General features: G+C 58.8%; 21 protein-coding genes and 1 pseudogene. 8 read left to right on the top strand and 14 right to left on the bottom strand.

Translation table 11 applies throughout. The features are described from left to right. Positions 1 to 6: 6 nt before the first annotated feature. Entirely contained in the window at positions 7 to 972 is a 966-nt protein-coding gene (exbB, locus tag CKW15_RS26230; RefSeq protein ID WP_095152943.1) for a tonB-system energizer ExbB, read from the bottom strand. A gap of 190 nt (positions 973 to 1,162) precedes the next feature. On the opposite strand from exbB, the gene CKW15_RS26225 reads away from it, so the two are divergent. Continuing rightward, positions 1,163 to 2,020, top strand: coding sequence for an SDR family oxidoreductase (locus tag CKW15_RS26225; protein ID WP_095152942.1), 858 nt, complete (start codon positions 1,163 to 1,165; stop codon positions 2,018 to 2,020). A 131-nt stretch (positions 2,021 to 2,151) separates the two neighbouring features. Here CKW15_RS26225 and CKW15_RS26220 read toward each other — a convergent pair whose 3' ends face one another. The 6 genes from CKW15_RS26220 to CKW15_RS26195 form a co-directional block, all read right to left on the bottom strand. Beyond that, positions 2,152 to 2,892, bottom strand: a complete 741-nt coding sequence (locus CKW15_RS26220) for a hypothetical protein (protein WP_095057660.1) — start codon at positions 2,890 to 2,892, stop codon at positions 2,152 to 2,154. A gap of 68 nt (positions 2,893 to 2,960) precedes the next feature. Next, positions 2,961 to 3,341, bottom strand: a complete 381-nt coding sequence (locus tag CKW15_RS26215) for a RidA family protein (protein ID WP_003229509.1) — start codon at positions 3,339 to 3,341, stop codon at positions 2,961 to 2,963. Positions 3,342 to 3,363: 22 nt separating this feature from the next. Further along, positions 3,364 to 5,469 carry a bifunctional GTP diphosphokinase/guanosine-3',5'-bis pyrophosphate 3'-pyrophosphohydrolase gene (gene spoT / locus CKW15_RS26210; protein ID WP_095152941.1) on the bottom strand — a complete coding sequence of 702 codons (2,106 nt, stop codon included), beginning with the start codon at positions 5,467 to 5,469 and terminating at the stop codon, positions 3,364 to 3,366. A 57-nt stretch (positions 5,470 to 5,526) separates the two neighbouring features. Continuing rightward, positions 5,527 to 5,790, bottom strand: coding sequence for a DNA-directed RNA polymerase subunit omega (gene rpoZ, locus CKW15_RS26205; RefSeq protein ID WP_003177259.1), 264 nt, complete (start codon positions 5,788 to 5,790; stop codon positions 5,527 to 5,529). A gap of 167 nt (positions 5,791 to 5,957) precedes the next feature. After that, on the bottom strand, positions 5,958 to 6,578 hold the full coding sequence (gene gmk, locus CKW15_RS26200; RefSeq protein WP_095057658.1) for a guanylate kinase: 621 nt from the start codon (positions 6,576 to 6,578) through the stop codon (positions 5,958 to 5,960). A gap of 12 nt (positions 6,579 to 6,590) precedes the next feature. Then, positions 6,591 to 7,454 carry a YicC/YloC family endoribonuclease gene (locus CKW15_RS26195; RefSeq protein ID WP_095152940.1) on the bottom strand — a complete coding sequence of 288 codons (864 nt, stop codon included), beginning with the start codon at positions 7,452 to 7,454 and terminating at the stop codon, positions 6,591 to 6,593. Between the two features lie 267 nt (positions 7,455 to 7,721). Here CKW15_RS26195 and rph point away from each other — a divergent pair, with 267 nt between their 5' ends. From rph to gltS, 3 genes are all read left to right on the top strand, one after another. After that, on the top strand, positions 7,722 to 8,444 hold the full coding sequence (gene rph, locus CKW15_RS26190) for a ribonuclease PH (RefSeq protein ID WP_095057656.1): 723 nt from the start codon (positions 7,722 to 7,724) through the stop codon (positions 8,442 to 8,444). A 28-nt stretch (positions 8,445 to 8,472) separates the two neighbouring features. Further along, complete coding sequence (locus CKW15_RS26185; protein ID WP_095152939.1) at positions 8,473 to 8,841, top strand: DUF4870 domain-containing protein; 369 nt, start codon at positions 8,473 to 8,475, stop codon at positions 8,839 to 8,841. A gap of 322 nt (positions 8,842 to 9,163) precedes the next feature. Further along, on the top strand, positions 9,164 to 10,372 hold the full coding sequence (gltS, locus tag CKW15_RS26180; protein ID WP_095057653.1) for a sodium/glutamate symporter: 1,209 nt from the start codon (positions 9,164 to 9,166) through the stop codon (positions 10,370 to 10,372). A gap of 83 nt (positions 10,373 to 10,455) precedes the next feature. Here gltS and CKW15_RS26175 read toward each other — a convergent pair whose 3' ends face one another. Further along, positions 10,456 to 11,235 (bottom strand): exodeoxyribonuclease III, encoded by a 780-nt coding sequence (locus CKW15_RS26175; protein WP_053163881.1) that lies wholly within the window; start codon positions 11,233 to 11,235, stop codon positions 10,456 to 10,458. Positions 11,236 to 11,317: 82 nt separating this feature from the next. Between CKW15_RS26175 and pyrE the strand changes: the two genes are divergently transcribed. Further along, positions 11,318 to 11,962: an orotate phosphoribosyltransferase gene (gene pyrE, locus CKW15_RS26170; RefSeq protein WP_095057652.1), complete on the top strand. Its 645-nt coding sequence runs from the start codon at positions 11,318 to 11,320 to the stop codon at positions 11,960 to 11,962. Positions 11,963 to 12,037: 75 nt separating this feature from the next. Here pyrE and CKW15_RS26165 read toward each other — a convergent pair whose 3' ends face one another. From CKW15_RS26165 to coaBC, 5 genes and pseudogenes are all read right to left on the bottom strand, one after another. Next, positions 12,038 to 12,274 (bottom strand): hypothetical protein, encoded by a 237-nt coding sequence (locus CKW15_RS26165; RefSeq protein WP_095152938.1) that lies wholly within the window; start codon positions 12,272 to 12,274, stop codon positions 12,038 to 12,040. Positions 12,275 to 12,478: 204 nt separating this feature from the next. Further along, positions 12,479 to 13,384, bottom strand: a complete 906-nt coding sequence (argB, locus tag CKW15_RS26160) for an acetylglutamate kinase (protein ID WP_008047078.1) — start codon at positions 13,382 to 13,384, stop codon at positions 12,479 to 12,481. A 17-nt stretch (positions 13,385 to 13,401) separates the two neighbouring features. Beyond that, positions 13,402 to 14,778: pseudogene (locus CKW15_RS26155) on the bottom strand (phosphomannomutase/phosphoglucomutase); the annotation flags it as partial. 233 nt (positions 14,779 to 15,011) lie between these two features. Beyond that, positions 15,012 to 15,467, bottom strand: a complete 456-nt coding sequence (dut, locus tag CKW15_RS26150) for a dUTP diphosphatase (RefSeq protein ID WP_095057649.1) — start codon at positions 15,465 to 15,467, stop codon at positions 15,012 to 15,014. A 5-nt stretch (positions 15,468 to 15,472) separates the two neighbouring features. Next, positions 15,473 to 16,681: a bifunctional phosphopantothenoylcysteine decarboxylase/phosphopantothenate--cysteine ligase CoaBC gene (coaBC, locus tag CKW15_RS26145; protein ID WP_095057648.1), complete on the bottom strand. Its 1,209-nt coding sequence runs from the start codon at positions 16,679 to 16,681 to the stop codon at positions 15,473 to 15,475. A 135-nt stretch (positions 16,682 to 16,816) separates the two neighbouring features. On the opposite strand from coaBC, the gene radC reads away from it, so the two are divergent. Further along, a complete protein-coding gene (gene radC, locus CKW15_RS26140; protein ID WP_095057647.1) occupies positions 16,817 to 17,491 on the top strand; it encodes a DNA repair protein RadC in 675 nt (224 codons plus the stop codon). 125 nt (positions 17,492 to 17,616) lie between these two features. On the opposite strand, the gene CKW15_RS26135 is transcribed toward radC, so the two are convergent. Next, the gene (locus CKW15_RS26135) at positions 17,617 to 19,203 is read right to left on the bottom strand and encodes an ABC transporter substrate-binding protein (RefSeq protein WP_095057646.1); all 1,587 of its coding nucleotides are present in this window, start codon (positions 19,201 to 19,203) and stop codon (positions 17,617 to 17,619) included. Positions 19,204 to 19,648: 445 nt separating this feature from the next. On the opposite strand from CKW15_RS26135, the gene rpmB reads away from it, so the two are divergent. Together rpmB and rpmG are read left to right on the top strand one after the other, a co-directional pair. Then, a complete protein-coding gene (gene rpmB, locus CKW15_RS26130) occupies positions 19,649 to 19,882 on the top strand; it encodes a 50S ribosomal protein L28 (RefSeq protein WP_007894701.1) in 234 nt (77 codons plus the stop codon). Between the two features lie 11 nt (positions 19,883 to 19,893). Continuing rightward, complete coding sequence (rpmG, locus tag CKW15_RS26125) at positions 19,894 to 20,049, top strand: 50S ribosomal protein L33 (protein ID WP_095057645.1); 156 nt, start codon at positions 19,894 to 19,896, stop codon at positions 20,047 to 20,049. The last annotated feature ends 188 nt before the right edge of the window (positions 20,050 to 20,237 follow it).

Raw genomic sequence — 20,237 nt, 5'->3', positions numbered from 1 at the left:
GGCCGATTACCCCACTTTCACCATGTGCGGTTGCGAGCTGCTGCGCTCAGGCTGGTGGTCGAGGTCACGGCTGACCAGCAGCAGGACCTGCGCCGACGCGTCGGACACCTGGGCTTTGTAACCGGCGATGGAGCGGGCGAAAACGTTGTAGATCACAACGGCGGGAATCGCTGCAACCAGACCCAACGCTGTGGCCAGCAGGGCTTCGGCGATGCCGGGGGCCACGACGGCGAGGTTGGTGGTCTGGGTTTTGGCGATGCCGATGAAACTGTTCATGATGCCCCACACGGTACCGAACAGGCCGACAAACGGCGCGGTGGAACCGATGGTGGCGAGTACGCCGGTGCCGCTGCTCATGTTACGACCGCAGGCTGCAACCAGGCGCTCAAGGCGGAAGCTGACGCGTTCCTTGATGCCTTCTTTCTCACGGCTGCTGGCGGACAGGCGCATCTCTTCCAGGGCGTCATGCACCAGCAGGTTGGCAAGCGTGCCTTCCTTGGCCGCGGTAGCACTGGCTTCTTTCAGGGTGGCGGCTTTTTTCAGGTGGACAATTTCGTTGCGCAGGCGACGCTTGGCGCCCATCAGCTCAAGGCCCTTGGCGATCCAGATGGTCCAGGTGATGATCGAAGCGATGGCCAGGCCGATCATCACGATTTTCACGATGATGTCGGCGTTCTGGTACATGCCCCAAGGCGACAGGTCATGAGCCATGCCCAGGGTGTTGTCGGCTTCGAGGACTTCCGGCACGTCTTCACCCAGGGCGTCTGCCGGAACGGCTTGTGCTGGATCGGTCGCAGCGGGGGAGGCGTGATCGGCCGCAATTGGGGCCGAGGCGGCTGCCGGCGTGGCGGGCGCCTGAGCATCAGCGAAAGCGGCGACTGGCGCCAGCATCAGGCTGAGCAACAGGGCGGCCACCGCGCTCCAGGCGCGAGGTCGATTGGTTGGCGAAGCGGAGAAATGATTGCGTGTCATGCTGGGCCGGACCTGAGAGAAAAAAACGGATGATGTTCTTCCAGACCTCGAAAGCCCGAGAACAAAAGTGGGGCGTATTATTGCAAGTAATTCTTGTTAACAAAAGTAATAGAGTATCTTTTTTTCCTGCATTGCTAGCCGCTCGTCTATTGCCGGCGCTAGTCTGTCCGTTTCCTAGGGGAGTTTTCTGATGTCCGCGTCTTCTGTTTTGATCGCCGGTTGCGGTGATGTCGGCAGTCGTCTGGCCACCCAACTGCTGAGTGCAGGGTGGGAAGTTCATGGCCTGCGGCGCGACGTTTCACGCTTGCCCGAGGGGGTCATCGGCGTTGCCGGTGACTTGTTCAACAAGGATTGCCCGGACACCTGGCCAATCGGCGCGGTCGACTACCTGGTGTACTGCGCGGCCGCCACCGATCACGATGAAGCCGGTTATCGTGCGGCCTATGTCCAGGGCCTGGAGCATGTGCTGGAGTGGTTGAACGACTACGGGCAGGTGCCCAATCGCCTGCTGTTCGTGTCCAGCAGCAGTGTCTATGGTCAGCAGGAGGGCGAGTGGGTCGACGAGACTTCACCGGCTGTGGCCAGCAGTTATTCAGGGCGTGTGATGCTCGAAGCCGAGCAGGTCGCCCTTAAAAGCGGTATCCCGTCCAGCATCGTGCGTTTGACCGGTATTTATGGTCCGGGCCGCGAATGGCTGCTGACACAGGTGCGTCGGGGGTATCGCGTAGTAACCGATCCGCCGTTGTATGCCAACCGTATCCACGCCGACGACGCCGCAGGATTGATGGCGTGCCTGCTGGAGGCGGATCGTCGTGGCGTGGCGCTGGACGATTTCTATATTGGTGTCGACGACACGCCAGCCGCACTGGCGGATGTGGTGGGCTGGTTGCGGGAGTATCTGGGTGTGACGGAATGGGCCGATGACGCCAGCGTGCGTCGTACGGGAAGCAAGCGATGCACCAATGCGCGGGCAAAAGCGTTGGGCTGGACGCCGACGTATCCGAGTTTTCGCGAGGGGTATGCGGCGATTCTTGAGGGGCGTTGCTGATTTCCTGACAACCCGCACATTGTAGGAGCCGGCTTGCTGGCGAAAGCGGCGTACAACCAACATTGATGTTGAATGTAACGACCCTTTCGCCAGCAAGCCGGCTCCTACAGTGGGCTCAATTCAAGCTCGGATCACTGCTTTTCCAGCAACCACTTGCGATCACCCGTCGTGAACGAAGGCATTTCGTCCGCCTGGGCGGTGTTCACCGTCTGGAAAATCTCCAGCGCTTTACCCTTGCGCGCAAAGATCCAGGCATTGCCCTGGCCGTTGAGTTGCAGCCACATGTTGTCGTTGCCGCCGCTCATGGATGCGCAGTCGCCAGCCAGGCACAGCGCATAGCGATCACTGCCCGGCAGGCCGGTCACCTGGCCGTCGGCCTGGAATTGCACCGTGCCGCCTTCACCGGGGCCACTGACAATGGTCCAGCTGCCGCCCATGTAGGCTGAATACAGCGCACGTTCGAAGGTGGCACCCATCGGTGCGCCATCCGGAACCGGGGTCTGTGCGCGGTCGAAGACTTGTTCGGGCTCGTTGTCGCTGGCGGACTGGCTCAGTTGTTTGCCGTCACGCTTCAGTTCGCTGGCCGAGCTGCCATAAAAGTCGACTTTCCAGACACCGGACTGTTCACCCAGCAACTGGCCTTCGACTTTTTCAAAACCATTGGTGTAACGGGCCTGGCCGGCCTTGGTGTTGATGTCCCATTCCAGGTTCGGGCCATAGGCCTGGAGCGCTTCACGCAGGGGAACGCCTTTGGATGCAGCGTCGATCGCTACCTGGTTGATCCAGGTACCGCTGATATCACGGTCGGCAGGGTCGCTGGCACATCCGCCCAAAAACAGGGCGAGCAGCGAGAGAGCAAGCGCTTTGCGCATGGGTGGAATCCTTTCAGACTTTCTTTACAGCAGAGCAGTCGGCGCAGCCCTGGGCTGCGCCGTACGCATTACTCGATGACCAGGATGGCATCCATTTCAACCTGCGAACCCTTTGGCAGGGCTGCAACGCCGATGGCGGCGCGGGCTGGGTATGGCTGGTCGAAGTATTTGCCCATGATCTCGTTGACCTTGGCGAAGTGGCTCAGGTCGGTGAGGAAGATGTTCAGTTTGACGATGTCCTTGAACGAACCGCCGGCAGCTTCAGCCACGGCTTTGAGGTTCTCGAACACCTGGACGGTCTGGGCTTCGAAGCCTTCAACCAGTTCCATGGTTTTTGGGTCCAGAGGAATTTGACCCGACATGTAAACGGTGTTGCCAGCCTTGATCGCCTGGGAATAAGTGCCGATGGCGGCCGGGGCTTTGTCGCTGGTGATAACAGTCTTGGTCATGAATAGCTCCTTAAGGGGTGGGTCAAGCGCGCATGCGGGTGATGCGGATCACCCCGGTCAGGGCGCGCAGTTTCTTGATCACGCGGGCCAGGTGCACACGGTCGTGAACGCTGACCACCAGTTGGACCACGCTGATGCGACCATCGCGTTCGTCCATGCTGATTTTCTCGATATTGCCGTCGGCGGCGTTGACGCTGCTGGCCAGCAGGGCGATCAGGCCGCGCTGGTGTTCCAGTTCGACGCGCAGTTCGACGTTGAATTCGCCGGTGACATCCTTGGCCCACGAGAGCTGGATGCATTTTTCCGGGTTGTGGCGGATTTCGGTGATGTTGCGGCAGTTGTCCAGGTGCACCACCATGCCTTTACCCGCAGACAGGTGACCGACAATCGGGTCGCCCGGGATCGGCGTGCAGCACTTGGCGTAGCTGAGCACCAGGCCTTCGGTGCCACGGATCGCCAGCGGGCCTTCCGGACTTGGCAGCTGTTCGCCTTCGCCCAGCAGGCGGCGGGCGACCACATAGGCCATGCGATTGCCCAGGCCGATGTCTTCGAGCAAATCTTCAATCAGTTCCAGACGGTACTCGGCGAGCATCGCCTTGACGCGCTCGGCCGGGATTTTTTCCAGCGAGCTGTCGAAGCCGTTGAGGACCTTGTTCAGCAGGCGTTCGCCCAGGCTGATGGATTCGGAGCGGCGTTGCAGTTTCAGTGCATGGCGGATGTGCGTGCGCGCCTTGCCGGTGACCACGAAGTTGAGCCAGGCCGGGTTCGGCCGGGCACCTGGGGCACTGACGATCTCGACCGTGGAGCCACTTTGCAGCGGTTCGGACAGCGGCGCAAGACGACGGTTGATCCGGCAGGCGATGCAGCTGTTGCCCACGTCGGTGTGCACCGCGTAGGCGAAGTCGACCGCGGTGGAGCCTTTTGGCAGCTCCATGATCCGGCCCTTGGGCGTGAACACATAGACCTCGTCCGGGAACAGGTCGATCTTCACGCTTTCGATGAATTCCAGCGAATTGCCGGCGCGTTGCTGCATTTCCAGCACGCCTTTGACCCACTGGCGGGCGCGGGCGTGAGTGCCTTTCGGCTGTTCGTCACCGCTGGATTTGTACAGCCAATGGGCGGCGATGCCGTTGTTGGCCATCTCTTCCATTTCGCGGGTGCGGATCTGGATCTCGATCGGAACACCGTGCATGCCGAACAGCGTGGTGTGCAGCGATTGGTAGCCGTTGGCCTTGGGGATCGCGATGTAATCCTTGAAGCGCCCCGGCAACGGTTTGTACAAATTATGTACAGCGCCTAACACGCGGTAGCAGGTGTCGACTTTGTCGACGATGATCCGGAATGCGTAGACGTCCATGATCTCGTTGAAGGCCCGACGCTTGCCGCGCATTTTCTTGTAGATGCCGTAGAGGTGTTTCTGTCGACCGCTGACCTCGCCCTGAATGCCATCGATGGCCAGGCAGTGACTGAGGGATTCTTCGATCTTGTTGACGATTTCCTTGCGGTTGCCCCGGGCGCGTTTGACCGCCTGGTAGATCCGCGCGGAACGCATCGGGTGCATCGCCTTGAAGCCGAGGTCTTCGAATTCTATGCGAATGGCGTGCATGCCCAGCCGGTTGGCGATGGGTGCATAGATTTCCAGGGTTTCCTTGGCGATGCGCCGGCGTTTTTCGCCGGACAGCACTTCCAGCGTGCGCATGTTGTGCAGGCGGTCGGCCAGCTTGACCAGGATCACGCGAATGTCGCGCGCCATGGCCATGGCCATTTTCTGGAAGTTTTCGGCTTGCGCCTCGGCTTTGGTCTCGAAGTTCATCTGGGTCAGTTTGCTGACCCCGTCGACCAGTTCGGCCACGGTTTCGCCGAACTGCGCTTGCAGCGCTTCCTTGGCAATACCGGTGTCTTCGATCACGTCATGCAGCATCGCAGCCATCAGGCTCTGATGGTCCATGTGCATGTCGGCAAGAATATTCGCCACTGCAAGAGGGTGCGTGACGTACGCCTCACCGCTACGGCGGCGTTGGCCATCGTGGGCTTGTTCGGCGTAGAAATACGCTCGGCGGACCAGATTGACCTGGTCGTTGCCGAGGTAGGTCGATAAGCGATCGGCGAGGGCGTCTATGCTCGGCATGATGTCTCCTGCCGCAAGCTGTAATCCCGCGCCGTGCTACGTCGACCAGGCATAGGCTTAGACGGCCTCGTTGGACTCGTCCTCGAACGCTGCGAACAGCGGTTCGTCTTCGACGATTTCTGCGTTAGCGATGAACTCGTAGCTCATCAGGCCTTCCGCGATTTCACGCAGGGCTACAACGGTAGGCTTGTCGTTTTCCCACTGGACCAGTGGCTCTTTGCCGCCGGTGGCCAGTTGACGGGCACGCTTGGTAGAGAGCATGACCAGCTCAAAGCGGTTTTCCACGTGTTCTAGGCAGTCTTCAACGGTTACGCGGGCCATGGTATTCCTCGGAGCGAATGCAATATGCGCGCTGCCCGGTTGGGCGAGCGGACTCGACAGTTTAAAAAATCACCAGCGTTTAGGGAAGCGCTGATTTTTTGACCAAGCCCTCCAACGCGCTACAAGTGCCAATGTAAAGCCCCTGCAGCGGTTTTGGGAAGAGCTGTTTAGCCGAGCAATTCAGCCAACAATTTGCCGAAACGTTGCTGCTGGCGTTTCTGAATCAGCTGATTGGCGCGGAAAATCGCCTTCAAATCGTGCAGCGCATGGGCGAAATCGTCGTTGATGATCAGGTAGTCGTAGTCGACGTAGTGGCTCATCTCGCTGACGGCTTCGCGCATCCGGCCGTCAATGATCTCGTCGCTGTCCTGGCCACGGTTGGTCAGGCGCTGGTGCAAGGCTTCAAGTGACGGCGGCAGAATGAAGATCGAGCGAGCCTGAGGCATCAACTTGCGCACCTGCTCCGCACCTTGCCAGTCGATTTCCAGAATCAGGTCGTGGCCTTGATCCAGGGTTTGCTGCAAGTGGCTTTGCGATGTGCCGTAGAGGTTGCCGAACACTTCGGCGCGCTCCAGGAAATCACCGTGCTCGATCATTTTCACAAACTGTTCGCGCGCGACGAAGTTGTAGTTCACGCCGTCCACTTCGCCCGGGCGCATGGCGCGGGTGGTGTGGGAGACCGAGACGCGGATCTCCGGATTGGCGTCGGTCAGGGCCTTGACCAGGCTGCTCTTGCCCGCACCCGAGGGGGCGGAAATGATGTACAGGGTGCCGGTGCTGTGGGTCATGTCGGGGTTGCCTTACTCAATATTCTGTACTTGTTCGCGCATCTGCTCGATCAACACCTTGAGGTTGACCGCAGCCTGAGTGCTGCGCGGGTCGAAGGCTTTGGAGCCCAGTGTGTTGGCTTCGCGGTTGAGTTCCTGCATCAGGAAGTCCAGGCGCCGCCCGGCCGCGCCGCCGGACTTGAGCACCCGGCGAACTTCGATGATGTGAGTGCTCAGGCGATCCAGTTCTTCGGCGACGTCGCTTTTTTGCGCGAGCATGACCATTTCCTGCTCCAGGCGCTGCGGGTCCATTTCGGCCTTCATGTCGGCGAAACGGTCGAGCACTTTCTGGCGCTGGGTGGCGAGCATTTGCGGAACGAGTTCGCGCAGGGTCACCACGTCTTCTTCAATGGATGTCAGGCGTTCGTTGATCAGTCGGGCCAGCTCCGAGCCTTCGCGCTCGCGGCCGGCCTTGAGCTCTTTCAAGCCTTGATTGAACAGCGCCAATGCCTCGGCATTCAAGGCCTGCGGGTCGGTTGCGTCACCCACCAGCACCCCGGGCCAGGCCAACACTTCGAGTGGGTTCAGTGCTGCCGGATTCTTGATCAGGCCGGCAATGGTTTCGGCGGCAGCGACCAGTTGCGCTGCGCGTACCTGATCCACTTGCAGTGCTTTGCCGGTGTTTTCTTCAGTGAAGCGCAGGGTGCATTCGAGCTTGCCCCGCGATACGCCTTGACGCAGGGCTTCACGCACGGCGCCTTCGAGGTCGCGAAAGGACTCCGGCAGGCGCAAGTGCGGTTCCAGGTAGCGGCTGTTGACCGAGCGCAGCTCCCAGCTCAGGGTGCCCTGGACGCCGGCTTTCTCGACGCGGGCGAAGGCGGTCATGCTGTGCACCATGGAGGTACCTCGCAATGCAGATCGGTGCAGAACTGACGTTCCGGCAATCCGCTATCAATGAATTAAAGCCGACTGGCAGCAAAGGCGCAGGATTGTAGCGCAGTGGCGCCGATGCGCCCAAACACACGGTGTGACAAACGGCTGCAGGTCGTCGGGCGTGGGCTGTTCAGCGCCTTCGCTCGTCAGAGGATTTTTTTAGAAGTGCCCAGGCGTGGCTGGCGGCTCTATAATGCTCCGCAGTTTTCCGTCCCCGTACAGGTATCCCTTATGAAACGTCCAAGTGGTCGCGCTGCCGATCAGCTCCGCTCGATCCGCATTACCCGCAACTACACCAAACACGCCGAGGGTTCTGTGCTGGTCGAGTTCGGTGACACCAAAGTCATCTGCACCGTCAGCGTCGAAAACGGCGTGCCGCGTTTCCTCAAAGGTCAGGGCCAAGGCTGGTTGACCGCCGAGTACGGCATGCTGCCGCGCGCCACCGGCGAGCGTAACCAGCGTGAGGCGAGCCGCGGCAAGCAAGGCGGCCGCACCCTGGAAATCCAGCGCTTGATCGGCCGTTCCCTGCGCGCTGCGTTGGACATGTCCAAACTGGGCGACGTGACCCTGTACGTCGATTGCGATGTGATCCAGGCCGACGGCGGCACGCGTACTGCGTCCATCACCGGCGCCATGGTTGCACTGGTCGACGCCTTGAAGGTGATCAAGAAGCGCGGCGGCCTGAAAGGCGGCGACCCGCTCAAGCAAATGATCGGTGCCGTATCGGTCGGTATGTATCAGGGTGAGCCAGTGCTCGACCTCGACTACCTGGAAGATTCGGCTGCCGAAACCGACCTGAACGTCGTGATGACCAGCACCGGTGGCTTCATCGAAGTCCAGGGCACTGCCGAAGGCGCTCCATTCCAGCCGGAAGAGCTGAACGCCATGCTGGAACTGGCGAAGAAAGGCATGAGCGAAATTTTCGATCTGCAAACGGCTGCGCTGGCTGACTGAACGGATTGTTCCATGCAAGGAGGACGTTATGAGTGATGAGCAACTGCCACTCCCCACGCCGAGCCGTGAGGTTCGCCAGTGGGCCATGTTTTGTCACTTGTCCGCCTTGCTGGGGATCTGGATTCCGTTCGGAACGCTGATCGGCCCGCTGATTCTCTGGCAGATGAAGCGCGAGATGGATCCGTTCATCGATGCACAAGGCAAGGAGGCGCTGAACTTTCAGATCACCGTTGCCATTGCTTCCACCATTTGCTTCCTGCTGATGGTGGTAATTGTCGGGTTCTTCCTGCTGGGTCTGGTGGCGATCGGTGCTTTGGTGCTGACGATTATTGCCGGGGTGAAGGCCAACGAAGGGTTCCCCTATCGGTATCCGTTCACCTGGCGGTTGATCAAGTAAGCCAGGCGTCAGGTTCAAAAAAATGCCCCGACTTGTCGGGGCATTTGTATTTCTGATATCTCATTTTTCAACGAAAGTGTATTTACGCTTCTTACACTTTTAGTCACAACTGCAAAGCGTTGATACCGCCCATATGCTTGGCAATAAGACTGGGTGATTGTTAAAGTTCCACCAAGTCATATTCCTTAGAAATATTTCGATATATTCAGACCATTGACGGATCCTGAAACTAAAAATAATCAGCGTTGAGTTTAATCAGCCTGTTCGAGAGGCGTGTCCAGGTAAATAGTTCGCCCCTGAATGAATGTACAAGAATATCCCAATGGTTCAGCTTGATTTTTATGGAACACTTGTAGCCGCCTCTTTAGTCCTGCTTCTGGGTCGTGGACTTGTTTCACGAGTCGGTTTTTTGCGTGCCTACAATATCCCCGAGCCTGTAGCGGGCGGCCTGGTGGTTGCCCTGGTTCTTTTGGGTTTGCGCCTTCTTGATATTCAAGTCCAATTTGATACCTCGCTGCAAACTCCCTTGATGCTCGCGTTCTTCGCCACCATTGGCTTGAGTGCCGACTTCGCCAGCTTAAAGAAAGGCGGGCGCGTGGTGGGGGTTTTCGTACTGGCGGTCACCGGCCTTCTGGTGGTTCAGAATGCCATGGGCATCGGGCTCGCAACGGCATTTGGGCTCGATCCCCTGATGGGCTTGCTGACAGGCTCGATTACCTTGGCGGGTGGTCACGGTACAGGTGCCGCGTGGGGGGCGACGTTCAGTGAGAAGTACGGTCTGGCTTCCGCCACTGAGCTTGCAATGGCCTCTGCGACGTTTGGCTTGGTGCTGGGCGGTTTGATTGGTGGGCCGGTCGCGCGTTTGCTTATCAAGCGCATACCAGTCCCGGGTTGCGGTAATCAAGATAAGCCAAGACTGCCAAAGGGCTTTGAACAGCCGAACAAAGAGCGCTCGATCACACCCTTTTCGTTTATCGAGACACTCGCGCTGATCGCCGTCAGCTTGCTGGCGGGTAATCTGTTGAACGGTGCACTCCGAGAAACCGCCTTTGAGTTGCCGACATTCGTTTGCGTATTGTTCGTGGGCGTTCTTTTGCGCAACGGACTTTCAGCGCTTGGCTTGTATCAAGTATTCGAGAAAGAAGTTTCTGTGTTGGGGAATGTCAGCTTGTCGCTGTTCCTGGCAATTGCGCTGATGTCGCTCAAGTTGTGGGACCTGGCTGCGCTGGCTTTGCCGTTCTTCGTTATTCTGGCTATGCAAACGCTGGTCATGGCTCTGTTTGCGATTTTCGTGACATTCAGAGTGATGGGCAGTAATTACGATGCGGCGGTATTGGCGGCAGGGCATTGCGGCTTCGGACTGGGTGCCACTCCGACGGCCATCGCCAACATGCAGGCAGTGACACAACGGTACGGTCCTTCGCAGATAGCGTTCCTGGTCGTGCCGATGGTGGGGGCATTCTTCATCGACATCATCAATGTCATCGTGATCAAGTTGTACCTCACGCTGCCGTTTTTCGGCGCTGCTTGAAGTTCTGATCACTGATTGCGGCTCATAAAAAATGCCCGTATCTCGCGATACGGGCATTTTTTGTCTGAGCGGTTTCTATTCGCTTAGATAGTCAGCGTCCAGTCGTAGTCCACGATCAGCGGTGCGTGCTGCGAGAACCGCGGCTGACGTGGCAGGCGTGCGCTGCGTACAAAGCGGCGCAGGCCCGGGGTCAGCAGTTGATAGTCGAAGCGCCAACCAAGGTTGAGCATTTCGGCCTGTTCGTTATCCGGCCACCAGCTGTACTGGTCGCCTTCACGGCTGACTTCGCGCAGGGCATCGACATAACCCATGTTGCCGACAATCTCGTCCATCCAGGCCCGTTCAGGCGCCAGGAAGCCCGGAGATTGCTGGCTGTCGCGCCAGTTCTTGATGTCCAGCTTCTGTTGCGCCACGTACAGCGAGCCACAGTAAATGTACTCGCGGCGTTTGCGCCGCTGCTTGTCCAGGTACTTGGCGAAGTCGTCCATGAGCTTGAATTTCTGATTCAAGTCTTCATCGCCGTTCATACCGGACGGAAGCAACAAGGTTGCAATACTGACTTTGTCGAAATCTGCTTGCAGGTAGCGCCCGTAGCGGTCGGCCGTCTCGAAACCGAGACCGCTGATGACTGCCTTCGGTTGCAACCGCGAATACAAAGCCACACCGCCTTGGGCGGGAACTTCGGCGTCGCAGGCATAAAGGAAGTATCCATCCAGTTGGAAGGCTGGATCGTCCAGTTCAAAGGCGGAGGCACGGGTGTCCTGCAGGCAGATGACGTCGGCATTCTGTGCCTGCAGCCAACTGAGCAAACCTCGCTCGACTGCGGCCTGAATACCATTGACGTTCACACTGATGATCCGCATAAATGGCCCCAAAAATCGCGTGCGTGTATGATACACGGCGTCTACCTAATTAGCTAAATCCGTGGTATTTGGGGTTTTTTACATGCAAGCGTATCAGCGCGATTTCATTCGTTTTGCCATCGATCGCGGCGTTTTGCGCTTCGGTGAGTTCACCCTGAAGTCCGGGCGCACCAGTCCTTACTTCTTCAATGCCGGCCTGTTCAACTCGGGTTCGGCGCTGGCGCAGCTGGGTCGTTTCTACGCCGCAGCCATTGCCGAAAGCGGCATTTCCTTCGACGTTCTGTTCGGTCCGGCCTACAAAGGCATCCCTTTGGCGGCGACCACTGCCGTCGCGTTGGCCGAGCATCACAACCGTGACCTGCCTTGGTGCTTCAACCGCAAGGAAGCCAAGGCCCACGGCGAAGGCGGTAGCCTGGTTGGCGCACCGCTGACCGGTGACGTGCTGATCATCGACGACGTGATCACTGCTGGCACCGCCATCCGCGAAGTGATGCAGATCATCGCTTCCCAGGACGGTGCCAAGGCCGCCGGCGTGCTGATCGCCCTGAACCGTCAGGAGCGTGGTAACGGTGAACTGTCGGCGATCCAGGAAGTGGAGCGTGACTTCGGCATTCCGGTGATCAGCATCGTTTCGCTGAACCAGGTGCTGGAATTCCTGGCGGATGATCCGCAACTCAAGCAGCACTTGCCTGCCGTTGAAGCGTACCGCGCGCAATTCGGCGTCTGACGCAGCCTTCGGCAGCTCCTACAGGTATCAGGATGCAAAAAAAGACCCCGGTCAGCCAGGCTGAACGGGGTCTTTTTATTTCTGCTGTTTTTTTGCATCAGCAGGATTATCGGTATTCGGATACGGATCTTTTACCGCGTCACCCTGGCCAGTCAGAATCTTCCAGCCATGGCGGATATGTGGGGTTTTGCGCATTTGCGGGCAGGGCGGCATCGAGGTTTTTGCCTGATTCGAATACTGATGACCGCAGTCCACGCACGCGTAAGTGCCTGCCGAAACATCGCTGCCGTAAGGCACGTAGTCTTTTTTCATGGGTCGTTCTCCTGTGGATAGAGAGAAGATCCTAGGCAGATTATTTCTTTCCCGATGTCAGACATTTCGCTGTGATCGGTCAGGCATTTCCTGTGCGCGTAAAAAAGATCGCAGACTTCGTCAGCTCCTACGGACTTTTCGTACATCTGAAAAGACTCTGTTGTAGGAGCCGCCGAAGGCTGCGATCATTTTTGTGATTTTGAATCAGGGACGCTTGCGATTGCTGATCAGGGTGCCCACACCGGTGTCGGTGAAGATTTCCAGCAGGATCGCGTTCGGTACGCGACCGTCGATGATCAGCGAGCTGCCCACGCCGCCTTGCACCGCTTCCAGCGCACAACGGATCTTCGGCAGCATGCCGCCGTAGATGGTGCCGTCGGCGATCAGGTCGTCGACTTGTTGAGTGGTCAGGCCGGTCAGGACCGTCCCCGACTTGTCCATCAGGCCGGCGATGTTGGTCAGCAGCATCAGCTTTTCGGCTTTCAGCGCTTCGGCCACTTTGCCGGCCACCAGGTCAGCGTTGATGTTGTACGACTCACCGTTGGCGCCAACGCCGATAGGCGCGATCACCGGGATGAAATCACCCTTGACCAGCAGGTTCAGCAGGTCGGTGTTGATCCCGACCACTTCGCCCACATGGCCGATGTCGATAATTTCCGGAGTCGTCATCTCTGGCGTCTGGCGGGTCACGGTGAGCTTTTTCGCGCGGATCAGCTCGGCGTCTTTACCGGTCAGGCCGATGGCGCTGCCACCGTGACGGTTGATCAGGTTGACGATGTCCTTGTTGACCTGGCCGCCCAGGACCATTTCCACCACGTCCATGGTCGCGGCGTCGGTGACGCGCATGCCGTCGACAAAGTGGCTTTCGATGGACAGACGCTTGAGCAGGTCACCGATTTGCGGACCGCCACCGTGAACCACCACCGGGTTGATGCCCACGGCCTTCATCAGCACGATGTCGCGGGCGAAGCCGGTTTTCAGCTCCTCGCTTTCCATCGCGTTGCCGCCGTATTTGATCACCAGTGTCTTGCCGACATAGCGGCGGATATAAGGCAGCGCTTCGGACAGGACCTTGGCGGTGTTGGCGGCGGCTTCGCGTTCGAGGGTCATTCAGGGCTCCGGGTGAATCAGAACGGTAGTTGGAGATCAGGTGCAACACGCTTCAACTGGACTTTGAAAACGTCCTTGATGCGTTGCAATTCAGCCTCGTCATCGGCCTCGAAACGCAGCACCAGCACCGGTGTGGTGTTGGAGGCGCGCACCAGGCCCCAGCCTTTGGCGTAGTCGACTCGCACGCCGTCAATGGTGGTCAGGTCAGCGCCTGCGCCCCACTGTGCGTCGTGCAATGCATCAATGATGCTGAATTTGCTCTCTTCGGTCACATGGATATTGATTTCCGGCGTAGAAATATCGTTCGGGAAGGTCGCGAATAGCTCTTCGGCCGAAGATTTTTCCTTGCTGAGGATCTCCAGCAACCGCGCAGCGCTGTAAATGCCGTCGTCGAAACCGAACCAGCGCTCTTTGAAAAAGATGTGCCCGCTCATTTCGCCAGCCAACAGGGCGCCGGATTGTTTCATTTTCTTTTTGATCAACGAATGACCAGTCTTCCACATTAACGACCGGCCGCCGTATTCCTTGATCAGGGGAAACAGGCGACGGGTGCATTTGACGTCGAAGATGATTTCCGCGCCGGGGTTGCGCGCCACGACGTCGCGGGCGAACAGCATCAGCAGGCGGTCCGGGTAGACGATGCTGCCGGTGTTGGTTACCACGCCGACGCGGTCGCCGTCGCCGTCGAAGGCCAAGCCGATGTCTGCGTTGGTTTCCTTGACCTTGGCGATCAGGTCGACAAGGTTTTCAGGCTTGCCCGGGTCCGGGTGGTGATTCGGGAAGTTGCCGTCCACTTCGCAGAACAGCGGGATGACTTCGCAGTTCAGCGCTTCGATCAGTTGCGGGGCGATCACGCCGGCCGCGCCGTTGCCGCAGTCCACGACCACTTTCAGGCGGCGGGCCAGTTTGATGTCCTGGACGATTTCGGTGGAGTAACGGTTGAGAATCTCGACCTGGGTGATGCTGCCCTGGCCGCTGCTCAGGTTGTTGGTCTTGAGGCGGTCGTGCAGGGCCTGGATCTGTTCGTTGGCCAGGGTGTCGCCGGCAATGACGATCTTGAAGCCGTTGTAATTCGACGGGTTGTGGCTGCCGGTCAGCATCACGCCGGATTTACCGGCCAGCACGTTGGCGGCGTAGTACAGCGCCGGCGTCGGCACCAGGCCGACATCACTGACGTGGCAGCCACTGTCGGCGATGCCCTTGATCAACTGCGCGACCAGTTCCGGGCCGGACAAGCGGCCATCGCGACCGACGGATACGTTTGGCTCGCCCTGGGCCAGGCTTTGGGAGCCGACGGCGCGACCGATCCAGTAAGCGGTTTCAGCGTTCAGGAATTCAGGGACAGTGCCGCGAATATCATAGGCGCGGAAAATGCTGTCGGGGAACTTGGGTGCGATTTTGGCCGGGGTGTTCATCTGTGGAAGTGCTCCATCTCGAAAGTGGCTGGACAGGTCGCCGAAACATTTGGCGACACGTTCAAACTGAAGGTATGACGGCGATTTCCATGGAGAGTTCGTGGTGCGAAAGGGCCATGACAGCGACTTCTTCGACTGTTTGGGTGGCCAATGCCTTGATTTCAGGCGGTCAAACCTTTCAGTTGAGCAGAGCACAATGGATCTTTATCGAATCAACGGGTGCCGGTATGGCCGAAACCGCCGGTGCCGCGCTCGGTTTCGACAAACTCTTCAACCATTTCGAAGTGAGCCTGTACCACCGGTACCAACACCAGCTGCGCCAGGCGCTCGCCGACCGGCATGGTGAATTCGGTCTGGCCACGGTTCCAGCAGGAGACCATCAGCGGGCCTTGGTAATCGGAGTCGATCAGGCCTACCAGGTTGCCCAGCACGATGCCGTGCTTATGGCCCATTCCCGAGCGTGGCAGGATCAGCGCCGCGAGGTTCGGATCACCGATGTAGACCGACAGGCCGGTCGGGATCAGCACGGTTTCACCCGGTTTGATCACGGTGTCTTTGTCCAGCATGGCCCGTAGGTCGAGGCCGGCGGAGCCTGGCGTGGCGTACTGCGGCAGCGGGAATTCGGTGCCGATGCGGGGGTCGAGGATCTTGGCTTGCAAAGCGTGCATGTAAATTAAACCTGGTTCAGACGTTCGGCGATAAAAGTGATCAGCTGGCGAGCAATCTTGCTCTTGCTGGTCTGGGCGAAAACTGTGGCGTGTAGCTCACGGTCGATCACGCTGCAGGCGTTTTCTTCGCTGTTGAAGCCAATGGTCGGGTTGGCGACATCATTGGCGACAATCAGATCGAGATTCTTGTCTTTCAACTTGCGGGCAGCGTAATCGAGCAGGTGTTCGGTTTCGGCGGCGAAGCCGACACTGAAAGGACGGTCGGGACGTGTGGCAATGCTGGCCAGAATGTCCGGGTTGCGGACCATTTGCAGGACAAAACCGTCGCCGCTTGTAGGGTCTTTCTTGAGTTTTTGTGGGGCGACGACTTCCGGGCGGTAATCCGCGACCGCTGCCGAGGCGATGAAAATGTCGCACGGGATCGCGGCTTCGCACGCGGCGAGCATGTCGCGGGCGCTGACCACGTCGATGCGCGTGACGCGGTCCGGCGTCGGCAGATGCACAGGGCCGGTGATCAGAGTCACACGGGCGCCGGCTTCTACCGCGGCTTCGGCCAGGGCAAAGCCCATTTTCCCGGAGCTGTGGTTGGTGATGTAGCGCACCGGGTCGATGTTTTCCTGGGTCGGACCGGCGGTAATCAGCACGTGTTTGCCGGTCAGCGCTTGACGCTGGAAGCAGTCGGCCGCGCATTGCGCCAGATCCGTGGCTTCAAGCATGCGCCCAAGGCCCACATCACCGCAGGCCTGGCTGCCGGACGCCGGGCCGAAGGCCTTGATGTCGCGGCTTGCGAGGGTTTGCAGGTTGGCTTGGGTGGCCGGGTCGCGCCACATGGCCTGGTTCATGGCCGGGGCAACAGCAACGACGGCGTCTGTGGCCAATACCAGCGTGGTCAGCAAGTCGTCGGCAATACCTTGGGCCAGTCGGGCGATCAGGTCCGCAGTAGCGGGAGCGATCAGCACCAGATCGGCCCATTTGGCCAGCTCGATGTGCCCCATGGCCGCCTCGGCCGCCGGGTCCAGCAAGTCCAGATGCACAGGGTGCCCGGACAGTGCCTGCATGGTCAGCGGGGTGATGAACTCCGCGCCGCCACGGGTCATGACCACGCGCACTTCGGCGCCTTGGTCGATCAGGCGGCGAACCAGGTCGGCGCTCTTGTAGGCAGCGATGCCGCCGCCGACGCCCAGAACAATGCGTTTCCGATACAGCCGCTGCATAGGCCTGCCTTTCATTTCGTTGATGACTGCATGGCGATACCCCCTCCCCAGGAGTGAAATCGCCCGCAAAAAAGATGGGCTACGATATCACAGCGACCGCTACGGAACAGCGGCGCCCACAGACAGGGAGGTGCTATGAGTATTCGCGATTGGCCGGCGGCGGAACGGCCGCGGGAGAGGTTGCTGGAACAGGGCTCGGGAAGCCTGTCGGACGCTGAATTGCTGGCGATATTTTTACGGACCGGCGTAGTGGGAAAAAGCGCCGTGGATCTGGCTCGACACCTGTTGCATCAGTTTGGCAGCTTGCGCTCACTGCTTGAGGCCGATCAGGAAACATTCAGTAAGCAGTTAGGCCTAGGGCCAGCGAAATTTGCTCAGTTGCAAGCAGCTCAGGAGATGAGCAGGCGTCATCTGGCCGAACGTGCGCGTCAGAAGTCGGCACTGGAGAACCCTCAGGCGGTGCGTGACTACCTGAAGTCGATGCTGCGCCACGAGCCACACGAGGTGTTTGGCTGTCTGTTTCTCGATTCCAGGCATCAGGTACTGGGGTTTGAAACACTGTTTCGCGGCTCCATCGACAACACTAGCGTGCACCCGCGAGAGGTGGTCAAGCGAGCCTTGGCCAACAACGCAGCGGCACTGATCCTCTGCCATAACCATCCGTCGGGCAACTCCGACCCCAGCCAGGCAGATCGGAAACTGACCAAACGACTGCAAGATGCTTTGGGCCTGATCGATGTGCGAGTACTCGACCATTTCATCATCGGCGACGGTGATCCGCTGTCGATGGCGGAGTATGGGTGGATGTAGGAGGTACACGCGGACTTTGTAGGAGCCGGCTTGCTGGCGATGAGGCCATCGGATCCAGCTTAGGTGCTGAACCTGACGACGCTATCGCCAGCAAGCCGGCTCCTGCACGTTGTGGGGTGTGGCGGTTACTTCAGGTCAACCTTCGAGTAGTCCTGCCGCCCGAACGGGCTCACTGAATAACCCTCGACATCCTTGCGCGTCAGGGCGAAGGCGGTCGGATGCGCCAGCGGCAACCACAATGCCTGCTGCTGAATCTGCGTCTGCGCCTGTTCGTAAAGTTTGGTGCGCACACCTTGCTCGCCGGTGGTCTTGCCGGCGCTGATCAGCTTGTCCAGGTCTGGATTGCAGTAGCGGGCGAAATTGGTGCCGGACTTGAGCGCGGCGCAGGAAAACTGCGGCGTGAGGAAGTTGTCCGGGTCACCGTTGTCGCCGGCCCAGCCCATGAACAGGATGTCGTGCTCGCCGGCCTTGGCACGGCGGATCAGTTCGCCCCATTCGATCACCCGAATTTCGGCCTGGATGCCGATTTCCGCGAGATCGGCTTGCAGCAGTTGGGCGCCGAGGCTTGGATTGGGGTTGAGCAGGCTGCCCGACGGACGGGTCCAGATCGTGGTCTGAAAACCGTCCTTGAGCCCGGCCTTGGCCATCAATGCCTTGGCTTTCTGCACATCATGGGGGTAGCCCGGCAAGCTCTTGTCGTAGCTCCAGGTATTGGGCGGATACGGGCCATTGGCGGGCTCCGCGGTGTCTTCGAACACGGCTTTGACGTAGTTGGCCTTGTCGAAGGCGAGGTTGATCGCCTGGCGCACTTCAGGCTTGTCCAGCGGTGGATGCTGGCTGTTGAGGGCGACGAACGCGGTCATGAAGGCGTCAGTTTTTTCCACTTTCAGCGTCGGTTCTTTCAGCGCGGCTTGTACGTCCAGCGGTTTGGGCGACAGGGCAATCTGGCATTCGTTACGGCGCAATTTCTGCAAACGCACATTGGCGTCCGGGGTGATGGCGAAGATCAGCGGATCGACGGAAGGTTTGCCACGGAAATAGTCGGCGTTGGCCTTGTAGCGGATCGAGGCGTCTTTCTGGAATCGAGTGAAGACAAACGGGCCGGTGCCGATGGGTTGGCTGTTGAGTTTCTCCGGTGTGCCGGCCTTGAGCAGTTTGTCGGCATACTCGAGCGAATAGATCGAGGCGAAGCCCATGCTCAGGGTCGGTAGGAACGTCGAGTCCGGGTGGTCGAGCGTGAAGCGTACGGTCAGTGGGTCGAGGGCGTCGATCTTCTTGATCAGCGCAGGTAATTGCATCGATTGCGCATGCGGGAAGCCGCTCTGGGCAACCTTGTGCCATGGATTGGCGGGATCGAGCATGCGGTCGAAGCTGAAAATGACGTCTTCGGCAGTGACATCGCGCGTGGGGGAGAAGTATTCGGTGCGATGAAACTTCACCTGCGGGTGCAACTTGAAGACGTAGATCAGGCCGTCAGGGCTGACCTCCCAGCTGTCGGCGAGACCGGCGACCACTTTGCCGCTGGCGGTGTCGAAGTCCACCAGGCGGTTCATCAGCACGTCGGCCGAGGCATTGGTGGTGGTCAGCGAGTTGTATTGCACCACGTCGAACCCTTCCGGACTGGCTTCGGTGCAGACGCTCAGGGCGGCGGCCTGGGCCAGCGGGCTCAGCAATAAAGGGGCAAGCAACAGCGGTAGGGCAGCGAGGCGCATGGTCGGATTCCTTTACAGATCGAAGGCCCATCTGCAAGTGCAGTCTGGAAAAGGCTTACCCTAGTGGGCTCTATTGCAAATGACTATCTCCTTTTTCATTTTCGGGGGAGTATGGCGCCTGATTTTGCTGTGCAGTGGTTCTGGATTGGCCTCGATTGGCAGGCTGGTCGATTCTCTGCGACGAGTGGTCGACATCGGCGATAGCCTTTGTCCAAAGCCCTTGGCGCTCGAAAAATGGGCTTTTTGTTAATTCAACGCACAGCGAATGTTGTTGCTCTCTAGTCTTTCTGGTATAAAGCAGCGCTCTTTTCTAGGGGCCCGGTTCCTTCGTTTGTAGGTGTAGCCGGTAAGACCCTTAAAGAAACGCGGCGCCTGGCGCCAAATGACTGAGAGATTAAGCGGCCAACCCATGCCGGGTTGGGCATGTGGTTTAGAGGGCTGAGGCATGTCTAGAGTCTGTCAAGTTACCGGTAAGGGTCCGGTGACTGGGAATAACATTTCCCACGCAAACAACAAAACCCGTCGTCGTTTCCTGCCGAACCTGCAGCATCACCGCTTCTGGGTTGAAGAAGAGAAACGTTTCGTGCGTCTGCGCGTATCTGCCAAAGGCATGCGTATCATCGACAAGCGCGGCATCACTGTCGTTCTGGCCGAAATCCGCAAAGCTGGCAAGATCTAAGGGAGCTAATCATGCGTGAATTGATTCGTTTGATTTCGAGCGCCGGTACTGGTCACTTCTACACTACCGACAAGAACAAGCGCACTACTCCGGACAAACTCGAGATCAAGAAATTTGATCCGGTTGTTCGCAAGCACGTGATCTACAAAGAAGGCAAAATCAAGTAATTGATTTTTCCCTCTTACGAAAAAGGCCCGTATCGCGAGATACGGGCCTTTTTTGTTTTTGTGTCCCGTCCTGAATAAGGTTTACACCTTCTGACCTATTTTCAGGAGGGAGCAATGGATTCGGGGAAAAGGCGCAGTCAGCGCGATTACACGCTGGCTTTTAAATTGTCGGTGGTCGATCAGGTCGA

The organism is Pseudomonas sp. Irchel s3b5, assembly GCF_900187435.1.
Classification (GTDB): domain Bacteria; phylum Pseudomonadota; class Gammaproteobacteria; order Pseudomonadales; family Pseudomonadaceae; genus Aquipseudomonas.
This window is presented reverse-complemented; position numbering and strand designations above follow the sequence as displayed.